18 protein-coding genes are annotated in these 20,162 nt (G+C 67.7%); 7 read left to right on the top strand and 11 right to left on the bottom strand.

What is annotated here, in order from left to right; genetic code table 11:
• Positions 1–209: 209 nt before the first annotated feature.
• The 10 genes from DVK03_RS14815 to DVK03_RS14770 form a co-directional block, all read right to left on the bottom strand.
• The gene (locus DVK03_RS14815; protein ID WP_115803607.1) at positions 210–1,019 is read right to left on the bottom strand and encodes a molybdenum ABC transporter permease; all 810 of its coding nucleotides are present in this window, start codon (positions 1,017–1,019) and stop codon (positions 210–212) included.
• The gene (locus DVK03_RS14810) at positions 1,000–1,917 is read right to left on the bottom strand and encodes an extracellular solute-binding protein (protein ID WP_004041165.1); all 918 of its coding nucleotides are present in this window, start codon (positions 1,915–1,917) and stop codon (positions 1,000–1,002) included. Before DVK03_RS14810 ends, DVK03_RS14815 begins: the two co-directional genes overlap by 20 nt.
• Positions 1,914–2,672 (bottom strand): molybdenum cofactor guanylyltransferase, encoded by a 759-nt coding sequence (locus tag DVK03_RS14805; RefSeq protein ID WP_115803608.1) that lies wholly within the window; start codon positions 2,670–2,672, stop codon positions 1,914–1,916. The genes DVK03_RS14810 and DVK03_RS14805 overlap by 4 nt, the downstream gene beginning before the upstream one ends.
• A 4-nt stretch (positions 2,673–2,676) precedes the next feature.
• Positions 2,677–3,150, bottom strand: a complete 474-nt coding sequence (locus tag DVK03_RS14800; protein ID WP_006600054.1) for a molybdopterin-dependent oxidoreductase — start codon at positions 3,148–3,150, stop codon at positions 2,677–2,679.
• Between the two features lie 151 nt (positions 3,151–3,301).
• On the bottom strand, positions 3,302–3,895 hold the full coding sequence (locus tag DVK03_RS14795; protein ID WP_004061839.1) for a molecular chaperone: 594 nt from the start codon (positions 3,893–3,895) through the stop codon (positions 3,302–3,304).
• Positions 3,892–5,205, bottom strand: coding sequence for an NrfD/PsrC family molybdoenzyme membrane anchor subunit (nrfD, locus tag DVK03_RS14790; RefSeq protein WP_004061840.1), 1,314 nt, complete (start codon positions 5,203–5,205; stop codon positions 3,892–3,894). Before nrfD ends, DVK03_RS14795 begins: the two co-directional genes overlap by 4 nt.
• Positions 5,205–6,026 (bottom strand): sulfate reduction electron transfer complex DsrMKJOP subunit DsrO, encoded by an 822-nt coding sequence (gene dsrO, locus DVK03_RS14785; protein WP_004041170.1) that lies wholly within the window; start codon positions 6,024–6,026, stop codon positions 5,205–5,207. The genes nrfD and dsrO overlap by 1 nt, the downstream gene beginning before the upstream one ends.
• A gap of 2 nt (positions 6,027–6,028) precedes the next feature.
• Positions 6,029–8,548 carry a molybdopterin-dependent oxidoreductase gene (locus tag DVK03_RS14780; protein WP_115803609.1) on the bottom strand — a complete coding sequence of 840 codons (2,520 nt, stop codon included), beginning with the start codon at positions 8,546–8,548 and terminating at the stop codon, positions 6,029–6,031.
• A complete protein-coding gene (locus DVK03_RS14775) occupies positions 8,541–8,780 on the bottom strand; it encodes a 4Fe-4S ferredoxin N-terminal domain-containing protein (protein ID WP_004041173.1) in 240 nt (79 codons plus the stop codon). The genes DVK03_RS14780 and DVK03_RS14775 overlap by 8 nt, the downstream gene beginning before the upstream one ends.
• A 132-nt stretch (positions 8,781–8,912) precedes the next feature.
• Entirely contained in the window at positions 8,913–9,554 is a 642-nt protein-coding gene (locus tag DVK03_RS14770) for a helix-turn-helix domain-containing protein (RefSeq protein WP_004041174.1), read from the bottom strand.
• A gap of 158 nt (positions 9,555–9,712) precedes the next feature.
• Here DVK03_RS14770 and DVK03_RS14765 point away from each other — a divergent pair, with 158 nt between their 5' ends.
• The 7 genes from DVK03_RS14765 (at position 9,713) to DVK03_RS14730 (ending at position 19,268) form a co-directional block, all read left to right on the top strand.
• Positions 9,713–10,975: a glycosyltransferase family 2 protein gene (locus DVK03_RS14765; RefSeq protein WP_115803610.1), complete on the top strand. Its 1,263-nt coding sequence runs from the start codon at positions 9,713–9,715 to the stop codon at positions 10,973–10,975.
• Between the two features lie 247 nt (positions 10,976–11,222).
• Positions 11,223–12,389: a hypothetical protein gene (locus DVK03_RS14760; RefSeq protein WP_004041176.1), complete on the top strand. Its 1,167-nt coding sequence runs from the start codon at positions 11,223–11,225 to the stop codon at positions 12,387–12,389.
• 177 nt (positions 12,390–12,566) lie between these two features.
• The gene (locus DVK03_RS14755) at positions 12,567–13,292 is read left to right on the top strand and encodes a hypothetical protein (RefSeq protein WP_115803611.1); all 726 of its coding nucleotides are present in this window, start codon (positions 12,567–12,569) and stop codon (positions 13,290–13,292) included.
• Positions 13,293–13,361: 69 nt separating this feature from the next.
• Complete coding sequence (locus DVK03_RS14750; protein WP_115803612.1) at positions 13,362–15,188, top strand: spermidine synthase; 1,827 nt, start codon at positions 13,362–13,364, stop codon at positions 15,186–15,188.
• A gap of 6 nt (positions 15,189–15,194) precedes the next feature.
• On the top strand, positions 15,195–15,719 hold the full coding sequence (locus DVK03_RS14745) for a hypothetical protein (protein WP_115803613.1): 525 nt from the start codon (positions 15,195–15,197) through the stop codon (positions 15,717–15,719).
• Between the two features lie 36 nt (positions 15,720–15,755).
• Positions 15,756–16,727 carry a hypothetical protein gene (locus DVK03_RS14740; RefSeq protein WP_004061855.1) on the top strand — a complete coding sequence of 324 codons (972 nt, stop codon included), beginning with the start codon at positions 15,756–15,758 and terminating at the stop codon, positions 16,725–16,727.
• A 237-nt stretch (positions 16,728–16,964) separates the two neighbouring features.
• Complete coding sequence (locus tag DVK03_RS14730; RefSeq protein ID WP_115803614.1) at positions 16,965–19,268, top strand: pentapeptide repeat-containing protein; 2,304 nt, start codon at positions 16,965–16,967, stop codon at positions 19,266–19,268.
• 25 nt (positions 19,269–19,293) lie between these two features.
• On the opposite strand, the gene DVK03_RS14725 is transcribed toward DVK03_RS14730, so the two are convergent.
• Complete coding sequence (locus DVK03_RS14725) at positions 19,294–20,124, bottom strand: carbon-nitrogen hydrolase family protein (protein WP_004041188.1); 831 nt, start codon at positions 20,122–20,124, stop codon at positions 19,294–19,296.
• Positions 20,125–20,162: the final 38 nt, after the last annotated feature.

Raw genomic sequence — 20,162 nt, 5'->3', positions numbered from 1 at the left:
ACGACGCCGGTCTGAGTGAGTCCTGCGGTCGGTAGCCCGACTCCTCTCTTCGTTCCTTCCTCTCACGCCCCCGTCGTGCGCCAGCGACAACACGACGGCCTCGCCGGAGACGACCGTCTCGTCGCCCACGCTCGCGACGGGCATACGGTCGCTTCGGGGGCCGCCGCACTCGACCCTCGGGTGCGGCGCGATGGTGGGTTTCTGTCCGTTCACTCCCACGGGTTCGTCCCCAGCGCGTGGACCAGCAGAATCGCCCCGACGGCGATGCCGACGAGGACGAGCGCGACCGGGAACGCGGCGTCGAGGCCGGTCGAGAGGTACGACACCCAGATTTGCACCGGGAGCGTCCGCGGGTAGTACGCCAGCATGAGCGTCGCGCCGAACTCTCCGATTGCCCGCGCGAACGTCAGGGTCACGCCGGCGAGGATGCCCTGCTTCGCCAGCGGGAGCGTCACGCGTCGAACGCTCCCGACGCGGTCCTCTCCGAGCGAGCGGGCCGCCGCTTCGAGTTGCCTGTCCACGCCGTCGAAGGCCGTCTTCGCGGTCACGACCAGAAACGGCGAGGCGACGTAGGTCTGCGCGAGAACGACGCCGAAAAGCGAGCGCGTCAGCGGGACGCTCGTCAGTTGGCCGAGGCCGGCGGGGCCGACGAGTCTGAGCAGTAACATCCCGCTGACGACCGGCGGGAGGACGAGCGGGAGCATCACCAGCGCCAGAATCACGTCGCGGCCGCGGAACGACGTGCGCGAGAGCCAGTAGGCCAAGGGAACGCCGAAGGCGACGGCGACCAGCGTGCTGAGCGTCGCCGCGACGACGGAGTTGGTGGCGGCGGTCAGGACGACCTCGTTCGTCACGTCGGTAGCCAGCGACGCCGGCGACTGCGCGAAGACGAGCGCGCCGATTGGAAGCAGGTAGTAGAGGAGAAGCACCCCCGCGAGAAGCAGCGTCAGGCCTCGCCACGTCTCGGGCAGGAGTCGCGTGACGCCGCGCTCGAGGCGGTTAGGCTGTCGGTGGGACATCTCCGAAGTAGTGTGGGTGGCTCGCGCGCACGGTGAACCCGGAGGGTTCGAGGAAATCGCCGGCGGTCCCGACGAGCGCCTCGAACACCGACTTCGCCGCCGCCGTGTCGGTGCGGCGCGTCGCGGCGTACCGAATCGGGCCGCCGCGGACGGTGACGCCGTCCGGGAGCGTGTAGCTGACTGTCGCGTACGCCGACGCGTGGTCGGGGTCGCTCAGGTTGATTGCCGCCGGGAGTTCGAGGTACGGGTAGTCGCGCTCGACGGCCATGCTCCGGTAGACGAACGCCGCGTCGACGCCGCCGGCGTCGAACTGCGCGAGCAGTTGCGTCTCGGGGTATATCTGGTCGCGGCGGAGCAGGTCCGCTGTGAGCGCCGGCCGGTCGTAGTGGTCGGCCGCGAGCGCGAGCGCGAACCGCGTCCGGTAGCCCAGCGGGTCGAGGTCGGGGTCGGTCCGACCGAGGCTGACCGCGTCGTCGAGGAGGGCGTCGGGCCACGAGGCGGCCTCGGTGACCCGCGTTCCGCCCTCCGTCTGGGGGTTGTACGCGACGACGAGCGCGTTGTTGGCGAACGTCGCGTACCACGGGACCGAAAGCGGCGCGTCGAACAGCGCTGGGTCCGCGAGGGCGACGATGTCGGGGTCGCGTTGGTCGTCGTCGACCATCCGGGCCACGCGCGCTGAGCCGTGGGCCTCGACCTCGATGCGAGTTCCGTCCGGCGCGTCGAACTCGGTGGTGAGCGCCCGCTGGAGGCTTCCGGCGGCGAGAATCGATACGGTCGGTGCTTCCTCACCCCGGCCGAGACAGCCCGCTGTCGCGGTGAGGCCGCCGGCCGCGACCCCGCCGACGGCCGCGAGGAACGCCCGTCTGCTCGACCGACCCGCGGCCGAGTCGGGGTTCATCGCCGCACCTCGTCTCCGGCGGCGACCCGCGCCAACTCCGTGCGCGTGTTCACGTTCGTCACCGACCGGTCGACGCTCTCGGGAAGCGCGTCGAATCCGACGTACTCGACGCCGTCGAGTCGGTTCAAAAGCGCCCCGAGGCCGTCGTCGGGAGCGAGTTCGGAGACGTTGTCTCGGACCGCGGCACGACGGTACAGGGCGTGAAGCGGTTCGTGGCCGCGCTCGGAGACGGGGACGATGGCCGGCGGACTGGGGCGGTCGCCGTCCGCTGAGACGTGCCGGTCGCGGTCGCGGTCGCGGTCGCCGTCGCTCCGGGCGGCGCACTCGAACAGCGCCGCCACCGCGTGCGGTTCGAGAAGCGGCATATCACAGCCGGCGACGAACAGCCACGAAGTGGTGACTGTGTCGGCGGCCGCGGTGACGCCCGCGAGCGGCCCCGCTAGCCTCGGTTCGTCGCGGACGAACCGCACGTCCCAGTCCCTCGGGAGCGCCTGCGCGAGGCGCTCGCGCTGGTCTGCGGTCCGAACCGCGACTATCGGGGGGCGGCCCGCCACGGCTCGGAGCGTCCCGACGACGCGCCGAATCAGCGGCTCCCCGTCGAGCGTCGCGAGAGCCTTGTGTCCGGGCCCGAAGCGGGTGCTCTCGCCGCCGGCGAGGACGACGGCCGTCGCGTCCGGCGCGGGCCGTAGACTCGGCGCGGCCGCCGCTGTCGGCGCGTCCGTCCGGTCCGGTCGGTTCTGTCTCTCTCGCGTCATCTGGTCAGGGTTTCTTGAAGATGTCTTCGAGCGATTCGGGGTCGGTGGCGGGGTCGAGCGCGAGCGCCTCGACGGCGCGGACGCCTTTCACCGTCCGCGACCCGTCGACGTCGGGCGCGATAAAGCGCGTCTCGTAGTCGTGTTCTTCGCCTATCGGTGTCCCGTCACGGGCGTAGGCGACGACCGCGTCGAGGGCGGCGTACACGTCGATGCAGACCCGATAGCCGTCGGCGCTCTCGACCAGGAGGTGCGTCGTCTCGTCGTCGAGGCCGGCGTCGGCAAAGAGGTCGAGGACCGGAACCCCGGTCCACGTCGCGGTGTGTCGCGTCCCCGACGCGCACGCGACCGTCACTGTTCGGTCCTCGCTGGCTAACCCGCGTAGCTCTGGGCCGGTCAGCGACACTCGACTGTCGCCGCAGACGAGAATCGACTCGGAGAGGGGGGTCGCCGGCCGCGACCGGTCGTGGTGTGCGTGCATGCGTACTCACTACTCCAATATCGGTTGACTCTAACGGTGTATGTAACCGCTGATAATTAAGGCTTTTAAAGAGGTCGAAAAAGCGAGTCGACTCGGCGCGGGAGCGACCTGGTGAGTGCGTTCGGTTCGGCGGTTCCAACTCGGCTGTGTGTCAGTCGCTGACCACCTCCCGCGTCGTCCGGGCGAGCGCCGCGTAGAACGGCGACCGCGTCTCGGTTTCGACCCGGTCACAGAGGTCGTCGACCCACTGCGTGAGGTGTTCGTCGCGGAACTGGTCGAGGCGGTCGTCGCGGCCGTGTTCGGCGAGGTACGCGCAGAACTCCAGTTCCGTCGCGACGTGGTCCGGCAGGTCGCGCTGCTCGGGTCGGTGCTCGACGCCGAACGCCTGATACCAGCGCTCGACGGCCGTCGTCGCCGGTCCCAGTACTTCTCCGAACTCGTCGTCGTCCGCCCTGTCGCGGTAGACGCTCTCGTAGGGCGGACACGGCGGGCCGGCCGGGCCGATGAACAGCCGGGCGTACTCGCTTCGCAGCGCGTGGAGTTCGAGCGACTCCAGCGGGCCGAACAGCGCCGACAGTTCGCCGTCGTTTGCGACTTCGACCAGCCGCTCGGTCGGTTCGCGCCAGCAGGCCGCGAGGACCGCGTACGTCGCCGTCCGAGCCGACTCGAAGGCGTCGCCGGCCGCCGCGTGCTCCTCGTACTTCTCGTTCCCCTCGCTCGGGCTTTGGGCGGCGGGTTCGCTCATCGGTCTTCCCCCCGCGTCTCGCCACCGTCGGTCGCGACGGCGGTCGATTCGGGTTCCGCCTGAATCGGGACGTATCGGAGTCCGAGGGTGACGATGAGCGCGCCGATGGCGATGACGCCAGCGGTGACCGCGACCTCGACGAGCGTGGGAGTGTACGACCCCGCGGTCGCCCAGATGTCGGTCGTCACGCCGGCGTACTCGCCGCCGACGGAGATGCCGGGCGCGGCGTCGATGTTGGCCGCGTCGTAGCCGGTGAAGACCAGTCGAACCCCCTCGAAGGTCGTCCCGAACACCGCGAGGGCGCTGGCGGTGAAGATGACCGACACGCGCTTGCGGAACGACGGGAGCGCGAGCATGACAAGCGGGACCGCCCCGCCGACGACCGTCCAGAGCCAGAAGTACGCCGACTCACCGATGAGGAAGCTTTCGGTGATGGCCCAGAACCCGAAGTGGTCGGCCCACGCGTGCGGGAGGCGCTCGGCCGCGAGCAGGTAGACGACGTGGAACGCGAGGAAGATGCCGAGCACCTTCCCGAGGCTCGTCAGCTCCTCGCGGTCGACGCTGAAGCGGGTGAACCGCGAGACGAGGACGGAGACGACCAACAGCAGACCGAGCCCGGACACGAGCGCCTTGGCGATGAACACCGGCGCGACGAGCGGGCTGAACCAGTCGCCGCGGCCGATTTGCGTCGCGAAAATCCACCCGGTGACCGAGTGGAGCGCGACCGCGGTCGGCAGCGCGACGGCGGCGGTCCAGAACATGAGCGTCCGGTCGCGCTCGCGGCCGGCTTCCGTGTCCTCGACGCCGAGCGCCAGCCGCGACCCGCGGGCCGCGAGGTCGCGGCGGGTCAGGAGCCAGAGATACCAGAGGTTCAGCGCGCCGTAGAGGATGACGATGCCGAAGTCCCACACCATCGGTGACCGGAAGTCCGGCGAGGTGAAAAACTGGTAGAGGCGCTCGGGGCGGCCGATGTCGGGCAGGATGAGCAGCCCGGCGACGGTGATGCACGCGAGGCTCACCAACACCCCGAGGCGCGCGAACCCCTCGTAGCGGTGCGAGTGGAAGAACTTCGGCGCGCTGGAGATGATGAGCCCGCCGGCCGACAGCCCGACGAACAGGACGAACATCATGATGTACAGCCCCCACGAGAACACGTTGCGCATCCCCGTGACGACGAGGCCGGTGGTGAGCTGGTAGGCCCACGCGGCGACGCCCACTAAGACGACGGCGGCGAGAAAGCCCACCCAGAGCTTCCCGGCGCTTCCGAACTCGGGGACGACGAACCGCGAGGTGGCGGTCTCTCTCGACATCAGTCGTCACCTCCCTCGAACGCGGGAACGTGCGGAAGCGCGTCGTTCGACAGCGAGCCGTGCGACCCGCCGCCGCCGCTTCCGCCGCTTTCCTCGACCGGACCGTTGTCCTTCGGCTCCGACCAGACCGACACGTCGTCGAGTTCGCTCTCCATCTTGTCGGAGGTCTGCGGGCGACCCGGACTCATCTCGCCGCGGATGTAGTACGTCTTCGGGTCGGTGCCGCGGTCTTCGAGCAGTCGCGTCGTCTGGTACTTTCTGATGTACTTCGAGACGGTGCTTTCCTCGTTGTCGAGGTCACCGAAGATGCGGGCGTCCGCCGGGCAGTTCACGACGCAGGCGGGGTCGAGCCCCTCCTCGACGCGGTGTGAACAGAACGTACACTTCTCGACGACGCCCTGCGGCCGGGCCGGCACGTCGCCGGTGCCGTCTTCGGGGACCGTCTGCGGTTCGTCCCAGTTGAACACGCGGGCGTTGTACGGGCAGGCGGCCATGCAGTAGCGACAGCCGATACATTTGTCGTAGTCGATTTCGACGATGCCGTCCTCGCGGGTGTAGGTCGCGTTGACCGGACACACCTTCACGCACGGCGCGTTGTCGCAGTGCTGGCAGGCCGTCGGCTGGTAGGACATCTCCAGCGTGCCGTCCTCGCCGTTCTCCGGGTACGTCCCGGCCGGCGTGTCCATCTTGTCGCCGCCCTCGGTGAGCACGCGGTTCCAGTACTGGCCGAGGCCGACGTTGTTCTCCTGTTTACACGTCACGGCGCAGGCGTGACAGCCGATACACCGCTCTTGGTCGATTACTAAGCCGTAGTTAGTCATGGTCAGTCACCTCCCGCCCCGGCGCTGGTCGCGCCCGAACCGGTCGGCTGGTCGCTCGTGTACTTGCTCGTGTCGACGTCGCTCGGCGCCGGTTCGACCTCGACTCTGGTGTCGTAGAACGCGAAGTTCCCCGTCACCTCACACACGTCCGTGTGGGTCAGGTCGTTGTGGTGGCCGCGGACGTAGTCGCTTCCCCACCAGCCCTGGTCGGTGTTCACCAGCCCGGGTTGCATCCCGTCGTTCAGCTTCGCCTTCACGACCATCTCGCCGCGCTCGTTGTGGACGCGGACGTAGTCGCCGTCTTCGATGCCGCGGGCCGCGGCGTCCTTCGGGTTGATGTCCAACTGCGGCTCGTTGTTTATCTCCCGCAGCCAGTTTTGGTACTCGTACTGCGAGTGGATGCGCCACTTCGAGTGCTTCTGGATGAACATCAGCGGGTAGTCCTCCGCCGTGTCCCAGTCGTCGGCCGTCCGGCTCTCGATGTGCTTCGGCAGTTCCAGCGTGACGCCGCCTTCGGTCGGCGCGTCCTCGTCGTACAGTTCCAGCCGGCCCGACGGGGTGTTGAACTCCCCAGTGAACTTGACGACCGGCGTGCTCACCTTCACCGTTCCCTGTTCTTTCAGCGTCTCGTAGTCCACCTCGTCGTCGTTGGCGAGCAGTTCTCGGAGCGTCGCCGACTTATCGCGGTTGAAGTAGTCACCGAAGCCGAGGCGCTCGGCCAGCCTGACCAGCATCCAGTGGTCGGACTTCGACTCCCACAGCGGGTCGTGGGCGGGCTGGCGGTACATGATGTGCGGGTGGCCGCCCCACGTGTCGACGACGTCCTCGCGTTCGAACCAGTGGGACGCGGGGAGGATGATGTCCGCGTGCTGGACCGACGGCGTGTGGTGCATGTCGGCGACGGCGATGAGGTCGAGGTTCTTCGACGCCTCCAGCCACCGCTGTCTGTCCGGCATCTGGTTGGCGATGAAGTTCGACTCCTGTGAGTACATCACCTTTAGCTGGTAGGGGTCGCCGGACTCTATCGCGGTGAGGATGTCCGTCTGCGGGAGCGACGTGGTTCCGGGCCCGTCCTCGGGGGCGTCGTAGCCGCCGTTGTCGTACGACCCGCCGAGCGGGTGGCTCCCTTGAATGCTCCCGTGGCGACCGAAGTCGCCGGTCAGCCCGAGGAGGATGGCGTACGCCTGCCCGAAGGTGTGACCGTACTTGTAGCGGTCGACGCCGTAGCCGGAGGCGATGCCGCCGGGGCCGCGCGTTGCGAGCCAGCGCACCGCGGTGCGGATGTTGTCGGCGTTGATGCCGACCTCGGCGGCGACGGCGTCGGCGTCGTAGTCGGAGACGTGTTCTTCGAGGAGCGAAAGCGCCGTGTGGCAGTCGACGCCGGCGACGGTGTACTCACCGAACAGCGCGTACTCGCCGTACGTCTCGGGTTCGAGCGCGACCGGCTCGCCCGTCGATTCGTCGACCGCGACGGGCAGGTCCTCGGTCACGTCGTCGAACACGTCGCTCGCGTCGAGCAGTTCGCCCGTGTCGTCGCGGACGAGCGCCGGCCCGAGCGTCCGCTTCCGGAGGAACTCGGTGTCGTAGGTGCCGTCGTCGAGGACCGTCTTAATCATCGACAGGGTCAGGAGCGTGTCCTTCCCCGGCTTGATGGGGAGCCAGAGGTCGGCCTTCGCGGCGGTGTTCGTGTACACCGGGTCGACGCAGACGAGCTTCGCGCCGTTTTCGACCGCGTCGAGGAGCTTCGAGGCGTCCTGTTGGAGGTTGCTGGCGAAGATGTCCGAACCCCAGACGATGACCGTGTTCGCGTTCCGCCAGTCGACGACCTCGTTGGTCGGGACGTTGAAGAAGCCGGCTCCGGCGAGTCGACTGAAGCCGAGTCCGACGTTGATGTCGATGGACCACGACTTCTGAGTCCCGCCGAACAGCGACGACAGCCGGCTCTGGATGGTGCCGCTGATGCCGTTGTTCCCCGACCCCGTCTCGAAGTAGACGCTCTCGGGGCCGTAGTCGTCGCGGACGCGCTCCATCTCCGCGGCGATGTAGTCGAGCGCCTCGTCCCACGTGACGCGCTCGAACTCGGCGGCGTCGCCGCGGCCCTCGGGGTTCGGACTCCCCGGCTCCCAGCCGACGCGCTTCATCGGGTACTTGAGCCGCGTGGCGTTGTAGATGCGCTGGGTGTGCGACAGCCCGAGGGTACAGGCGCGTTTGTACCGCTCGTCTTCGGGAATCTGCGGCTCGATTTTCCTGACGCGTCCGTCGCGGACGTGCGCTTCGAGCGGACACTTCCCGCGACAGTTCGGCGCGCACGCCGTCCTGATAATCTCGTCCTGTCCGACGTAGCTCTCGATGCCGGGGTTCTGCCTCGACGCCGGTTCGGTGGCGGTCTCGGCCAGCGAGGAGGCGTAGCCGCCGCCCCCGAGTCCGAGCGCGACGGCCGCGGCCCCGCTGGCTTTCAGCACGTCGCGTCTGAACACGCCGTCGCCACCACCTCCCGTCGAGCCGCGTCTGTCGTCACTCATCGAACCCCTCCGGTTCGGTCGGGCGGGCGTCCTCACCGAACTCCGCGACGACCGCCTCGTGGTACTTCTCGTGGAACGCCTCGTCTGAGAGTTCGCCGTTCGAGACCCGAATCGCGTCGCGGGCCATCCGCAGTCCCAACTCGGCGTCGTAATCGCCCCCGTCGAGGATGTTCGCCGCTTCCGTCTCCCACTCGTCGAGCGGAGTCAGTCGCGGCTGTTGTGGGTCGTTCATGGTTACACACGTATCGAGGGTGGCGGCCTCGGTAGGCCACCCGCTGGATAATGAAGCGGTTTATATACTCGACGTCGCCCCGAGCCGTCTCGAACGTCAGCTGTCTGCCGTTTTTGCGGGGTGGTCGAGGGATTACTCGGAGTCGAACACCGCCGTCGCGAGCTTGGCTTCCACGGCGTTCAACCGCTGGGAGAGCGCCGACTTCGAGATGCCGAGCGCCTCCGCGAGCGTCGCCAACTCCGTCCGTCGCGGCGTCTCGTAGTAGCCGTGGTGGACGGCGATGAGCGCCGCCTCGCGCTGCTTCGCCGTGAGCGACGAGAGGTCGATCGTCGCCGTCTTCGACTCGGTCGAATCGCCGCGCCCGTCGGAGGTGAGTCGCCTGAGACAGACGCGCTCGGTCAGTTCGTCGAGCCGCTCCACGAGGTCGGTGATGACCGCGCGGTCCGAGAGATACGTCTCGACGACGATACACTCGCCGTCGGCGCGGCGGATTCGCGGTACGCATTCGAACTCGGCGAACGCCCGGCAGAGACAGTCGTCGCCGACGCTCGTCGTCGCGTGGACCACTTTCGAGGCGTCCCCGTCGCCGACGGTCACCTCGGCGTGGCAGACGTCGCCGTCGAGTTGCGTGTGAACGTCTTCGACCGCCGAGTCGGGGCCGGCTAACGGGCACGAACAGCGCTTTGCAGGCTCGATTTCCAGCAGGAGCTGGAGGTGTTGTTCCCGCAGTGTGTCGGCTTTCGCCTCCGCGACGCCGCTCGTGGAATCAGCCATTGGTAGTCAGTCGGTCAACACGGGGGAAGTGGGTTGTGCTGGTTCTCAGATTCCGGCACTGCTCTGTCTCGTCGCGGGCGACGGCTCCTGGCCCGCACCGAGTCGGTCGATTCCGTAGTCCGTACATTCATTACTCCAAGAATGTATGTCTAATCTACATGTTCGAAGTCCAGTCCGAGCTGGCGATATTCGCCCTCTTGATGCTCGTCTGGACCGTCTTCGCGCTCTACTCGGCGTCGGTCTTCACGTGGTTCGTCGAGGTGCTCGTCCTCGCGTGGCGACAGACTATCGCCGCCGACGACGTCGCCTACGGCTACGACGACATCCAAGTCCGCATCATCACCATCGACGCGGCGGGCATCGTCCAATCGACGGTCGACGCGGTCCCCGACGGCCTCGCGGACGTTCGGGTCGTCGCCGAGAAGCCGATTTCGGTGGACGGTGCGTCGGTCCACGTCGTCCCAGAGGAGTTCACCTGCACGGCGACCCACAAGGGCCGGGCGCTCGAATGGGCGCGCCGCGAGATTCCCTGCGACAAGGAGTTCGTCCTCTACCTCGACGAGGACACGCTGATGGCGAACTTCGAGGGGTTGCCGGAGGGCGACATCGTCCAGATTACGGAACTCCCGCTGTACACCGGGTCGTGGGTGACGTATCTCTCGGAGGTGTTCCGCATCGGCTACCAGCGCGAGCAGCGGGCGTTCGGCCGGTTCAGATTCCCGCTGTACGCGTGGGGCGGCGGCATCGCGATTCGGACGCGCCTCGAAAACGACATCACGTGGGACTCGAAGACCATCACCGAGGACACGGACTTCGCGTGGCGCGCCGCCAGCGCGACGAACCTCGAGTTCAACGTGCTGGACTGCAAGTTCCGCAATCAGGCCCCACCGTCGGTGATGACGATGCTCAAACAGCGCCGTCGGTGGTTCTCGGGGACGCGACAGGATTCTGACCTCCTGCCGCTACATTATCAGGTGTTCCTCCAGTTCCGCCTCGTCGCGTGGGGCTTTTCGCCGCTCATCCCGCTGATAACGCTCCTCACGTTTCTCGTCCCCGGCGCGCTCCCCGACCTGATGCTCTACCGAATCGGCTCGCTCGTCGAGTTCGCCACGCTGTTCGTCGTGACGGGCGTCGGCGTCGCGAGCTACTGGTCCGAGTCGAAACTCACGCTCCTCGCGGTCCCGTGGACGCCGGTTCTCGTCGTTCTCAACACCGCGGGCGCGCTCTGGGGGTTCGTCTCGCCGGTCGAACACTTCACCGTCACGACCAAGGTTCCCCTGGAGACGGTCGAAAAGCGGAACCCCGCGTTCGAACCCGGTTCGCTCACGGACCACGACGGCCGGGACGACCTGCCGGAACAGTTGGACGTGCACCGACTCACGACCGAACTCCGCGAATCATTTCACATAGATGATGATTGATTGTGGGCCGACCGAGCCGTCTCGACGTGGCGGCTGATAATATCCCGTAGAATACAGTGTGTGCGCTGCCGTCCAGCGATTTTGGTTCGTCGTCAACCCGTGAGAATCGAATCAAGCCTTATCCACCGTATCTGTGAATCTCCATGTGTATGTCACCGAACATTCAACTATGTCAGTGCCCGTCACGGTGCTCGGTCGGGTGCGGTTCGACCCCTCGCGTGCATCTCGGTCTCGGGGGTGACCGCCCGTGGCGATAGTCGAGTCGCTCGTCGGCAACGGCCTGTTCGTCCTGTTCCTCGCGGTGCTCGTCGGGATGGGGCTCGGCAAAATCAGCTTCCGCGGCGTCAAGTTCGGCGTCGCCGGCCCGCTGTTTGCGGGGCTGGTGCTCGGCCACTTCGGCTTCACCGTCCCCGACGCGTACAGCGGGCTCACGCTGGCGCTGTTCGTCGCCGCCGTCGGTCTCATCGCGGCGCACGAAATCGAGGGGACCGTCAAGGCGTACGGGCTCAACTTCGTCGCCGTCGCGGTGCTGATGCCGACCGTCGCGCTGGCGCTCACCTACGTCTGGACGCAGTTCGTCTTCCCCAACGCGTCGACGCCCCTCATCATGGGGTCGTTCTCGGGCGCGCTGACGAGCAGTCCGGGGCTGGGGTCGGCTATCGAGGCCCTCCCCGCGGCCGCCCGGCAGGACTACCAAATCGGCCACTCGGTCGGCTACGTCGTCGGCGTGCTCGTCATCGTTGTGTTCCAGCAGTTGTACCCCGTCATCGCCCGCCTCGACCTCGACGAGGAGAAGCGCGGCTTCGACGAGGCTATCGGCGGCACCGACGACGACGAATCGGGCTCGTCGGTCACCGAGGTGACGTTCAGCGTGATGGGCTACGCGCTCGTCATCGTCGCCGGCGCGGTCATCGGGTCGATTCCGATTCCGATGGGACCGTTCGGCACGCCCTCGCTCGGGACCACCGGCGGCGTCCTCGTCGCCGCGCTCGTCTTCGGTTACTTCGGCCGGGTGGGTCCCGTGCCGACGCGCATGGACACCGGCATCCTCTCGGAGATTCGGGCGTTCACGCTCGCGATGTTCCTCGCGGTCGTCGGCATCGGTGCCGGCGGCGGCTTCCTCGCAACCATCTCCGAGTACGGCCTCCAAATCGTGGCGGCCTCGGCGCTGACGAGCTTTATCGCCATCCTCGCCGGGCTCGCGCTCACTCGCTACGTCTGGGGCATGGACTGGATTAGCGCCGCCGGCGGTATCACGGGCGGCCACACCGACACGAAGGGTCTCGCGGCCGCCGTCGACGCCACCGGAGCCGACGAGGTCGCGGCGGGCTACGGTAACACCTACCCCTTCGCGCTCCTGTTCATGGTCGTCTACGCGAAGCTCCTCGTTATCATCATCCCGCTGGCCGCGTAGCCGCTCGTGTGCGTTCGCCGCGACACGAGGCGGTTGGCGCGGTCGCGGGCCCACCGCGGGCCCACCGCGGCCCCGTTCCGAGATACGCACCGGCCGGCGCGGTTTTCTCTCACGCCGAACGTATCGAACCACAAGACTGTTATCCTAGTTTTCTGATTGACAGAGACGAGAGTCCCCATGAAGCGCCGCACGTTCCTCCAACTGACCGGTCTCGGGGCCGCCGGCGGGCTCGCCGGCTGTCTCGGCTCGAACTCCCCTCCCCCGCGAAAGTCCAGCGTCGTCTCCGACTTCGAGGTGTCCGACGGCTCGCTCGTCGTCGACCTCGCCGACCAGACGTGGGTGATGTCCCGCTACGAAGCCGCCGACCAGTCGTCGCTGTCAGGGTTCGACCCGCAGTCGCTGGCCGCGCTCAGTCCCGTCGGGGTCGTGAGCGCGAAAGGAAAGGGCGGCGGCGGTGGCGGCCGCGGTGCGACCGGTCGCGGCACGGGCGGCTACGCCTCCGCTCCGCGGACCGTCCACGGCCACGCGTGGTACCACGGCGGCGACTACGCCGACGACTGGTACGAGAACAACGCCGGCAAAGTGAGCCGGTTCCCGGTCGGCGTCGCCGCGCTCGGCATCGCCTACCTCGGGTCGACCGCGGCGATGCGCGACGACGCGCCCGACGCCGGCCCGGTGCCGTGGGACCGCGAGATACAGGACCCGAGCGGCACCGCCGAGTACGACATGTCCGACGGGAGCCAACTGGGTCGCGACGGCTGGTACCGCGTCGGCGCGCACATCGTCGGCGACGACGTGAACCACGACTTCCGCTGGGAGTGTTACGACCTCGAAGTCACCGACGGCATCGGTGACGCGGGGTACTCCATCGAGGAAGAGTGGAAAGTCTCCCCGCGCATCTGACCGGGACGAACCACGACGACCGCCGCGGCGACATCGTCGCGTCCGCCGCGACCGACTCGCCTTCCATCGATGTCTAACACACGAACCGACACGGCGACGCTCCTGACGCTCACCTTCGTGGTGTCCTTTTGTAGCTTCGCCTACGAGTTCGTCTACTCGGAGCTGCTGACGGTGATGTACGGCGGAACGGTCACCCAGTACGTCATCACGGTCGGGCTGTACTTCTTCAGCCTTGGCATCGGCGCGGCGCTTTCGGACGACCTCGACGGCGAGACCCTCGGCGGGAACTTCTTCCGCACCGAGGTGCTCTTGGCCGCGGCCGCACCCGCGGGCTTCCTGCTCATCGTCGGCCTCAACAGCGTCCGCATCCCGCAGGCGGTGCCCGCGGAACTCGTCTGGACCGTCGCCCGCCTGCCGGTCGTCGTCGTCGGGTTCCTCTCCGGGTTCGAACTCCCGCTTTTGACCCGCATGTTCGACGACCTCGACGACGACGGGTCGTCGACGCCCTCGTGGCTCCGGACCGCCGGCACGCGAATCCACGATTTCGTCGTGGCCGCCGTCGGCACCCTCTGGACCGTCGAGCGGACCGAGGGCCGCAGAAGCGGGCTTTCGGTCGTCCTCGCGATGGACTACGTCGGCGGCCTCGCCGGTGCCGTCGTCTACGCTCGCGTCCTCTACCCGGGTATCGGCCTCATCCCGACGATATTCGTGCTGGCGCTCCTCAACGGGGTCGCCGCGCTCGTCTTCGTCGCCCACTTCGGCGCGTGGTCGTGGTGGCCCCTCGGCGGCGACGAGGCGTCCGCAAGCGCCGGCACCGGCGGGAACGCGGCTGCCAGCGCCAGAACGGACGGCTCCGACCGGTCGCTTTCGGCCGCCCGCGTCTCGAAGACGCTCCTCGTCGTCTGCCTCCTCTTGACGGCGACCTACGCGGGCGTCGTCGCCAAACACGACGTCGCCGACGAGCGCCTGTCGCAGCTCTACCTCGAACAGCAGATAGAAAACGAGTACCCGCCGGGCGCGATACGCGCGACGGTCACCTCACAGGAGACGACCGCCTACCAGCACGTCATCCGGTACGACCGAACCTGGACCGGCACCGGCCCGAACCCGCACTTCGACGGGCGGACAGAACGGTGCCTCCGCCTCGGCGCGGCCGTCCAACTCTGCGAGAGTTGGGCCGACAGCTACCACGAGGGGCTGGTCGACGTGCCGATGTCGCTGGTCGACCCCGGCCCCGACACCAAGGTGCTCGTCGTCGGCGGCGGCGACTGGATTGCCGTCGACCACCTGCGGGAGTACGGCGTCACCGTCGACCACGTTGACCTCGACGGCGAGTTCATGCGCGACGCGAAGACGGACCCGTTTTTCGCCCGCTGGCACGACGACGCCTACGAGTACGACCGGCTGAACACGACGGTCGCGGACGGCTACCGCTATCTCCAAAAGACGAACGAGACGTACGACCTCGTGTTGCTCGACATCCCCGGCGCGACCGACGACGACCTGCTCACCCTCTACTCCACGGAGTTCTACCGCTCCGTCCGAACCCACCTCTCCGAGGACGGCGTCGCGGTGACGTGGGGCTACTCGCCCGACGCCTACCCCGAACACCACAAGGCGTTCGTCAACACCGTCGGGGCCGCGGGCTTCACCCGAGAGCTTTCCTACTGGGTGCGCGAGGACCTCGACGACGACGGCGAGACCGAGCGCGTCGAGCAGTTCTACGTGCTCGCCCCCGGCGACCGCCCCCGACTCACCGGCGACGGCGCGACCCGGTACGTCCGCGCCCGCGAGGAACACTACGGCGCGGTCGAGTGGCACGCGGTCCCGCACTACCGCGGCGTCCGCGAGAACTCCATCTTCCACCCGAACTACGACATCCTCGTCGACACTTGATTTCCCATGCCCTCCCACCCACCTTCCACGACCGAATCGCCTTCCTCCGCCGACCCGTCGCCGCCGGCCGAGACACCGACGGAACTGTACTTCGGTTACAGCGCCGATGTCCCCGACCTGACGACCGTGGACGTGAAGACGGTCGCCCCGGCGACGCTCGCGGGCGAACCGGCGGTCCTCACCGTCATCGGCGAGTCCCACTACGTCGGCCTGCCGGCGCTCGACTTCCACGAGCTGTGTTCGTGCAAGCCGCTGCCGCACGAACGGACGCATCGGACGCCGCTGTCCGCCGGCGCGGAACGCGAGTTCAGCTTCGAGAGCGACCGGCTCGACGCCCGAACGGTCGTGGAGGGCCGGCCGCTCGACGCCTTCCCCGGCCCGGACGACGCGACGGTCGCCTACCGGTTCGACCCGGAGGCGTGGACCACCATCCGCATCGCAGACGGCGGCTACGAGACGTACCACACCTACCCGGAGTACGACCTCGCGCTGCACACGGAGACGACGATGACGCCCAAAACTCAGCGATGACGCCCAACACCCACCGATGACGCTCAACACCCACCGATGACCCGAAACGCTTCCACCTACGACGGCGACGTGACGCTCAACGGCTCCGAACGACCCCCGGTCGAACTCCGCGACCCCGCGGACGTGTTCGTCGGCGGCGCGAGCGTCGCCGGCGACCTCGCGGTGCAGAACGCCGAGTACGTCTTCACCCACGCGCCGGTGACCGACGACGCGGCCGTCGGCGATGGGACGGGCGGCGACGCGGCCGTCGAGACCGAAATCCGCGGCAGTCTCGAAGACGGCTACGTCCAGTCGGTCGCCGGCGACGTGCTTCTCGGCGACGCCGAAGACGTGTTCATCGCCGCGGACGCCGCCGACGGCGCGGTTTCGGCACCCGGCGCGGAGAACGTCTACGCTGGCGAGGCAACGCCCGCGGCCGCCCCCGACGACTACGACGTGTCCACCTTCGGCTGGAAGCAGTCGGGGAGCGCGACCGACCCGGACACGGGCGTCTACGCGGTCGGCATGGCCCACGACATCGACCTCACGAAAGTCACCGCCGACGTGGAGCTCTACCTCGTCGGCCACGGCCACGAGGTGCGCGTCGAGGGTCGGGGCGCGGCCGTTTCGGTTCACTTCGTCGGCTACGACAACACCGTCAGCGTCGGGCCGTATCTCGCGTCGAGCGTCGAGACCGACACCGGCTTCGACAACGCGGTCGATTCCGACCCGTATCCAGCCGAGGACCTCGTCGAGATGTCCAGAAGCGAGGCGTACTCGAACGCCGGATTCGGCCGCCGGAAAGTGACGTTCCAAGAGCCGGCCGACGGCGACGAGTGGTGTCCGAACTGCGGCAAGCCCGCCGAAGCCATCATCGAGCGCCACCAGATGGAGGCGTTCTTCCTCTTCGGGTGGCCGCTTTGGACCTTCGAGCAGAGCACTAATCCCGCCCGCGAGTGCGAACACTGCTCGCCCAACGCGATTCACGCCGAACTCTCGGCGTCCGAGCGCCGCGAGATATTCGACTGACGCCGGCGGCGGTCCGAAGATATATATCAACACGTCGGACAATGTTGCACATACGACCGTCCGCGCGGTCGAGCGTCGCCCCGACGCCCGAGCGCGCTCGCCGCACTCGGCTCGGCCGCCGGACTCGCGGCACCCGTCACGCCCGCCGTCCTCAGCGCGCCCACCGCAGCCGTCCGCCCCTCCCCAGCCATCCGCCCCTTCCCAGCCATGTCGAGAAATGAGTCCACGCCGGCGCTGATGTCCTCTTCGTCGTGTCGGTACACGTTCGACCCGTCGGTGCAGACCGACGCCCACCTCCAGACGACGTGGGAGTGTCCGCACGAAGCCCACCCCGAAAGCGAGTTCTGCGTGTTCCACATGAGCCGCGACGAGCGCGCATCGCTCGACGTGACCGGCGACGACATCGTCGACGAACTCCGGGCGAACCTCCAGTCGCCCGACACCCGCGTCAACGAGTACGTCGGCGCGGACCTCCCGCATCTCTCGCTCACCTATCAGGACATCAACGGCGCGACGAACCACGTCCTCAACTTCCAGCACGCCGATATCGAGGGCTTGGATCTCACCCACGGCCGCCTCGACCAAGGGTTGATTCTCCGCGAGGCGACGGTCGACCGCCTCAAACTCGACGAGGCGGTCGTCACCGGCGACGTGGACGCCCGGGAAGTCACCGTGACCGGCGCGGTGACGGCCGACGAGGCGACGTTCGAACAGGACGTTCGCTTCTCCGGGGCGACCTTCCGCGGCGAGGTCCGGTGCGACGAGACGGTGTTTCAGGGCGACACGAGCTTCGCGGACGCCACGTTCCACGGCACGGCGCGCTTCCGAAACGTCGAGACCAGCGGGAGCAGTCACGTTCTGGAGGACCACATCACCTTCGCGGACGCGACGTTCCGCGACGACGCGAGCTTCAGACAGGCCATCTTCGACTACGTGACGTTCGACGGCGCGCGGTTCACCGCCGGCTCGGACTTCGAACACGTCGAGTTCGAGGGCGACGCGCGGTTCGACGGCGTCCGCTTCGACGAGATGGCCGACTTCGACGAGGCGCGGTTCGACGACGACGCGAGCTTCGCAAACGCCCGATTCATGCAGTTGGCCGAGTTCCGCGGCGTCGAGTTCAACGGCGGCAGCCGGACGACCCACGACGACGTGACGTTCGAGGGCGCGACGTTCGAGGGCGAAGCCGACTACAAACTCGCGCGATTCCGCTATTCGGACTTCAAAGACGCCGTGTTCAAGGGCGCGGTCAGCTTCGACCGCGCGACGTTCACCGCCCGCACCGACTGCTATCGCCTCCGCGTCGACGGCGCGTTCGACCTCTCTTTGGCGTCGTTCGGCGGGCAAGCGAACTTCGACGACAGCGAGTTCCACGACGCCGTCGTCGCCGAGGAGGCGACGTTCGGCTCCGATGCCTCGTTCGAGGCGGTCGAGTTCCAATCGAACGCCCGGTTCGGTGAGGCCCGATTCGAAGAGGACGTGAGATTCAACGCCGCCACGTTCCGCGGCCTCGCGTCCTTCCGCGGGGCGTTCTTCCAGGGCGAACTGCAACATCTCGAAGCCAACGCCTCGTTCAACGAGGCGACCTTCGAGGCCGGCGCGGAGTTCGAGGCCGCGAACTTCACGAGCGCGTCGTTCTGGGAGACGACGTTCCACGACCGGGCGGACTTCCGGCAGTCGGACTTCGAGACGGCGCGCTTCCGCGTGCTCGTCGGCGACCGCGACACCTACCTCGACTTCACCGACGCGACGCTCGACGGCGGCACGATTTCGCAGGGCTCCGGCGAGCCGACGCCGTACGACCTCACCCGCGCGACCATCGGCGACCTGACGCTGGAGGGCGACGGCAACGAACACCAGCTTTTGGACCACTTCCGCTTTTGCCTCACCGAGTTCGACCGCTTCGACTTCAGCGACCACCACGGCTATCTCGAACGCAACGACTGGACCATCCACGACTTCGTCGGCAACGGCGCGACCGGCCAGTTCGCCGTCGAACTGACGCCCGATATCATCGAAGAAACGTACCGAAAGGCGCAGGACAGCGCCAACGCCGTCGGTGACACCCCCGCGAGCCGCGAGTTCGAGTTCAAGCGCTACTACTACAACCGCCAGAAGAACTTCGACATCATCCTCAACGAGTACTCGCTGAACACGTGGGCCCGCGGCAAGAAGGTCGCCAGCGTGGGGCTGAACACGCTCATGCAGGTCACCTGCGGCTACGGCAACCGACTCCCGCGAATCGCGGCGTTCACGTTCCTCCTCCCGGCGCTGTTCGGGCTGTGTTACGCCCTCGGCGGGCCGTTCCTGACGCAGGCGGGGAGCGTCTTCGACCCCGCCGCCGTCGACAAAACGACGATGGAAGTGCTTTTCGACAACGTCTATTACAGCTACATCAGCTTCAGCACGGTCGGATACGGCGATATCAACCCGCTCGGGCCGGCGGCGCGGGTGCTCGCGGCGAGTCAGGGGATGTTGAACGGGCTGTTCTTCACCCTGCTCACGTTCACGCTGTTCAAGCGCGTCCTCGGCGGGAGCTAATCGGGCCGGGTCCGCGGTCCTGTCCTCACTTCTCCGACCGCTCGTACACGTCCGGTCGCGCGTGCTGGAGCGTCTGCATGTCGCGGCGAATCTCGTCCAGGTGCGACAGGTCGATGGTCGCCGTGACGACTTCCTCGCGGTCCCGCGCCTTCGAAATCACGTTCCCCCACGGGTCGACGACGAGCGTGCGGCCGTAGGTCTCGACCCACGACGGCTTGTCCCCGATTTGGCCGGGCGCGATGACGTACGCCTGATTCTCGATGGCGCGGGCGCGAAGGAGCGGCTCCCAGTGGTCTTTTCCGGTGTGCATCGTGAACGCCGACGGGACGAGTAGGACGTTCGCGCCGGACTGCGCCATCGCCCGGTAGAGCCCCGGAAACCGGAGGTCGTAGCAGATAGAGAGGCCGAACGTCGCGAGATCGGTATCGACCGTCACCGGCCTATCGCCGGGGGCGACGTAGTCGGACTCGCGGTGTTCGACGCTGCCGTCGAGTTCGATGTCGAACAGGTGGACCTTCCGGTAGGTGTCGAGCACCTCGCCGCTCGGGCCGATGAGCGCCGACGTGTTGTAGACTCGGTCGCTGTCCGGAATCCGCTCGAAGAAACTGCCCGTGTGGACGAAGACGCCGTGCTCGCGGGCCTTCTCCGAGAACCGTTGTATCGTCGGGCCATCAAGCGCCTCCGCGACCTCTGCGAACCGCTCTTCCGGGCCGATGAAGGTCGTCATCTCCGGGAACGCCACGAAGTCAGCGCCGTCGGCCGCGGCCTCGTCGAGGAGGCCGAGCGCCCGCTCCACGTTCGCCGCCTTGTCGTCTCGGGAGTCTAGCTGGCACGCGGCCGCCACGAATCGGGACATCTCGTCGGGAGGCTACGCGGACCGGCGGTATGGTAGTC

The organism is Haloferax sp. Atlit-109R, from assembly GCF_003665865.1.
GTDB lineage: Archaea > Halobacteriota > Halobacteria > Halobacteriales > Haloferacaceae > Haloferax > Haloferax volcanii.
The sequence above is the reverse complement of the archived record's forward strand: the minus strand, read 5'-3'. Positions and strand labels throughout refer to the sequence as shown.

What these genes read in the sequence shown, in the direction of transcription:
- DVK03_RS14815 (WP_115803607.1), bottom strand. Translation starts at nt 1,019, where the DNA reads ATGTCCCACCGACAGCCTAACCGCCTCGAGCGCGGCGTCACGCGACTC.
- DVK03_RS14810 (WP_004041165.1), bottom strand. Translation starts at nt 1,917, where the DNA reads ATGAACCCCGACTCGGCCGCGGGTCGGTCGAGCAGACGGGCGTTCCTC.
- DVK03_RS14805 (WP_115803608.1), bottom strand. Translation starts at nt 2,672, where the DNA reads ATGACGCGAGAGAGACAGAACCGACCGGACCGGACGGACGCGCCGACA.
- DVK03_RS14800 (WP_006600054.1), bottom strand. Translation starts at nt 3,150, where the DNA reads ATGCACGCACACCACGACCGGTCGCGGCCGGCGACCCCCCTCTCCGAG.
- DVK03_RS14795 (WP_004061839.1), bottom strand. Translation starts at nt 3,895, where the DNA reads ATGAGCGAACCCGCCGCCCAAAGCCCGAGCGAGGGGAACGAGAAGTAC.
- nrfD (WP_004061840.1), bottom strand. Translation starts at nt 5,205, where the DNA reads ATGTCGAGAGAGACCGCCACCTCGCGGTTCGTCGTCCCCGAGTTCGGA.
- dsrO (WP_004041170.1), bottom strand. Translation starts at nt 6,026, where the DNA reads ATGACTAACTACGGCTTAGTAATCGACCAAGAGCGGTGTATCGGCTGT.
- DVK03_RS14780 (WP_115803609.1), bottom strand. Translation starts at nt 8,548, where the DNA reads ATGAGTGACGACAGACGCGGCTCGACGGGAGGTGGTGGCGACGGCGTG.
- DVK03_RS14775 (WP_004041173.1), bottom strand. Translation starts at nt 8,780, where the DNA reads ATGAACGACCCACAACAGCCGCGACTGACTCCGCTCGACGAGTGGGAG.
- DVK03_RS14770 (WP_004041174.1), bottom strand. Translation starts at nt 9,554, where the DNA reads ATGGCTGATTCCACGAGCGGCGTCGCGGAGGCGAAAGCCGACACACTG.
- DVK03_RS14765 (WP_115803610.1), top strand. Translation starts at nt 9,713, where the DNA reads ATGTTCGAAGTCCAGTCCGAGCTGGCGATATTCGCCCTCTTGATGCTC.
- DVK03_RS14755 (WP_115803611.1), top strand. Translation starts at nt 12,567, where the DNA reads ATGAAGCGCCGCACGTTCCTCCAACTGACCGGTCTCGGGGCCGCCGGC.
- DVK03_RS14750 (WP_115803612.1), top strand. Translation starts at nt 13,362, where the DNA reads ATGTCTAACACACGAACCGACACGGCGACGCTCCTGACGCTCACCTTC.
- DVK03_RS14745 (WP_115803613.1), top strand. Translation starts at nt 15,195, where the DNA reads ATGCCCTCCCACCCACCTTCCACGACCGAATCGCCTTCCTCCGCCGAC.
- DVK03_RS14740 (WP_004061855.1), top strand. Translation starts at nt 15,756, where the DNA reads ATGACCCGAAACGCTTCCACCTACGACGGCGACGTGACGCTCAACGGC.
- DVK03_RS14730 (WP_115803614.1), top strand. Translation starts at nt 16,965, where the DNA reads ATGTCCTCTTCGTCGTGTCGGTACACGTTCGACCCGTCGGTGCAGACC.
- DVK03_RS14725 (WP_004041188.1), bottom strand. Translation starts at nt 20,124, where the DNA reads ATGTCCCGATTCGTGGCGGCCGCGTGCCAGCTAGACTCCCGAGACGAC.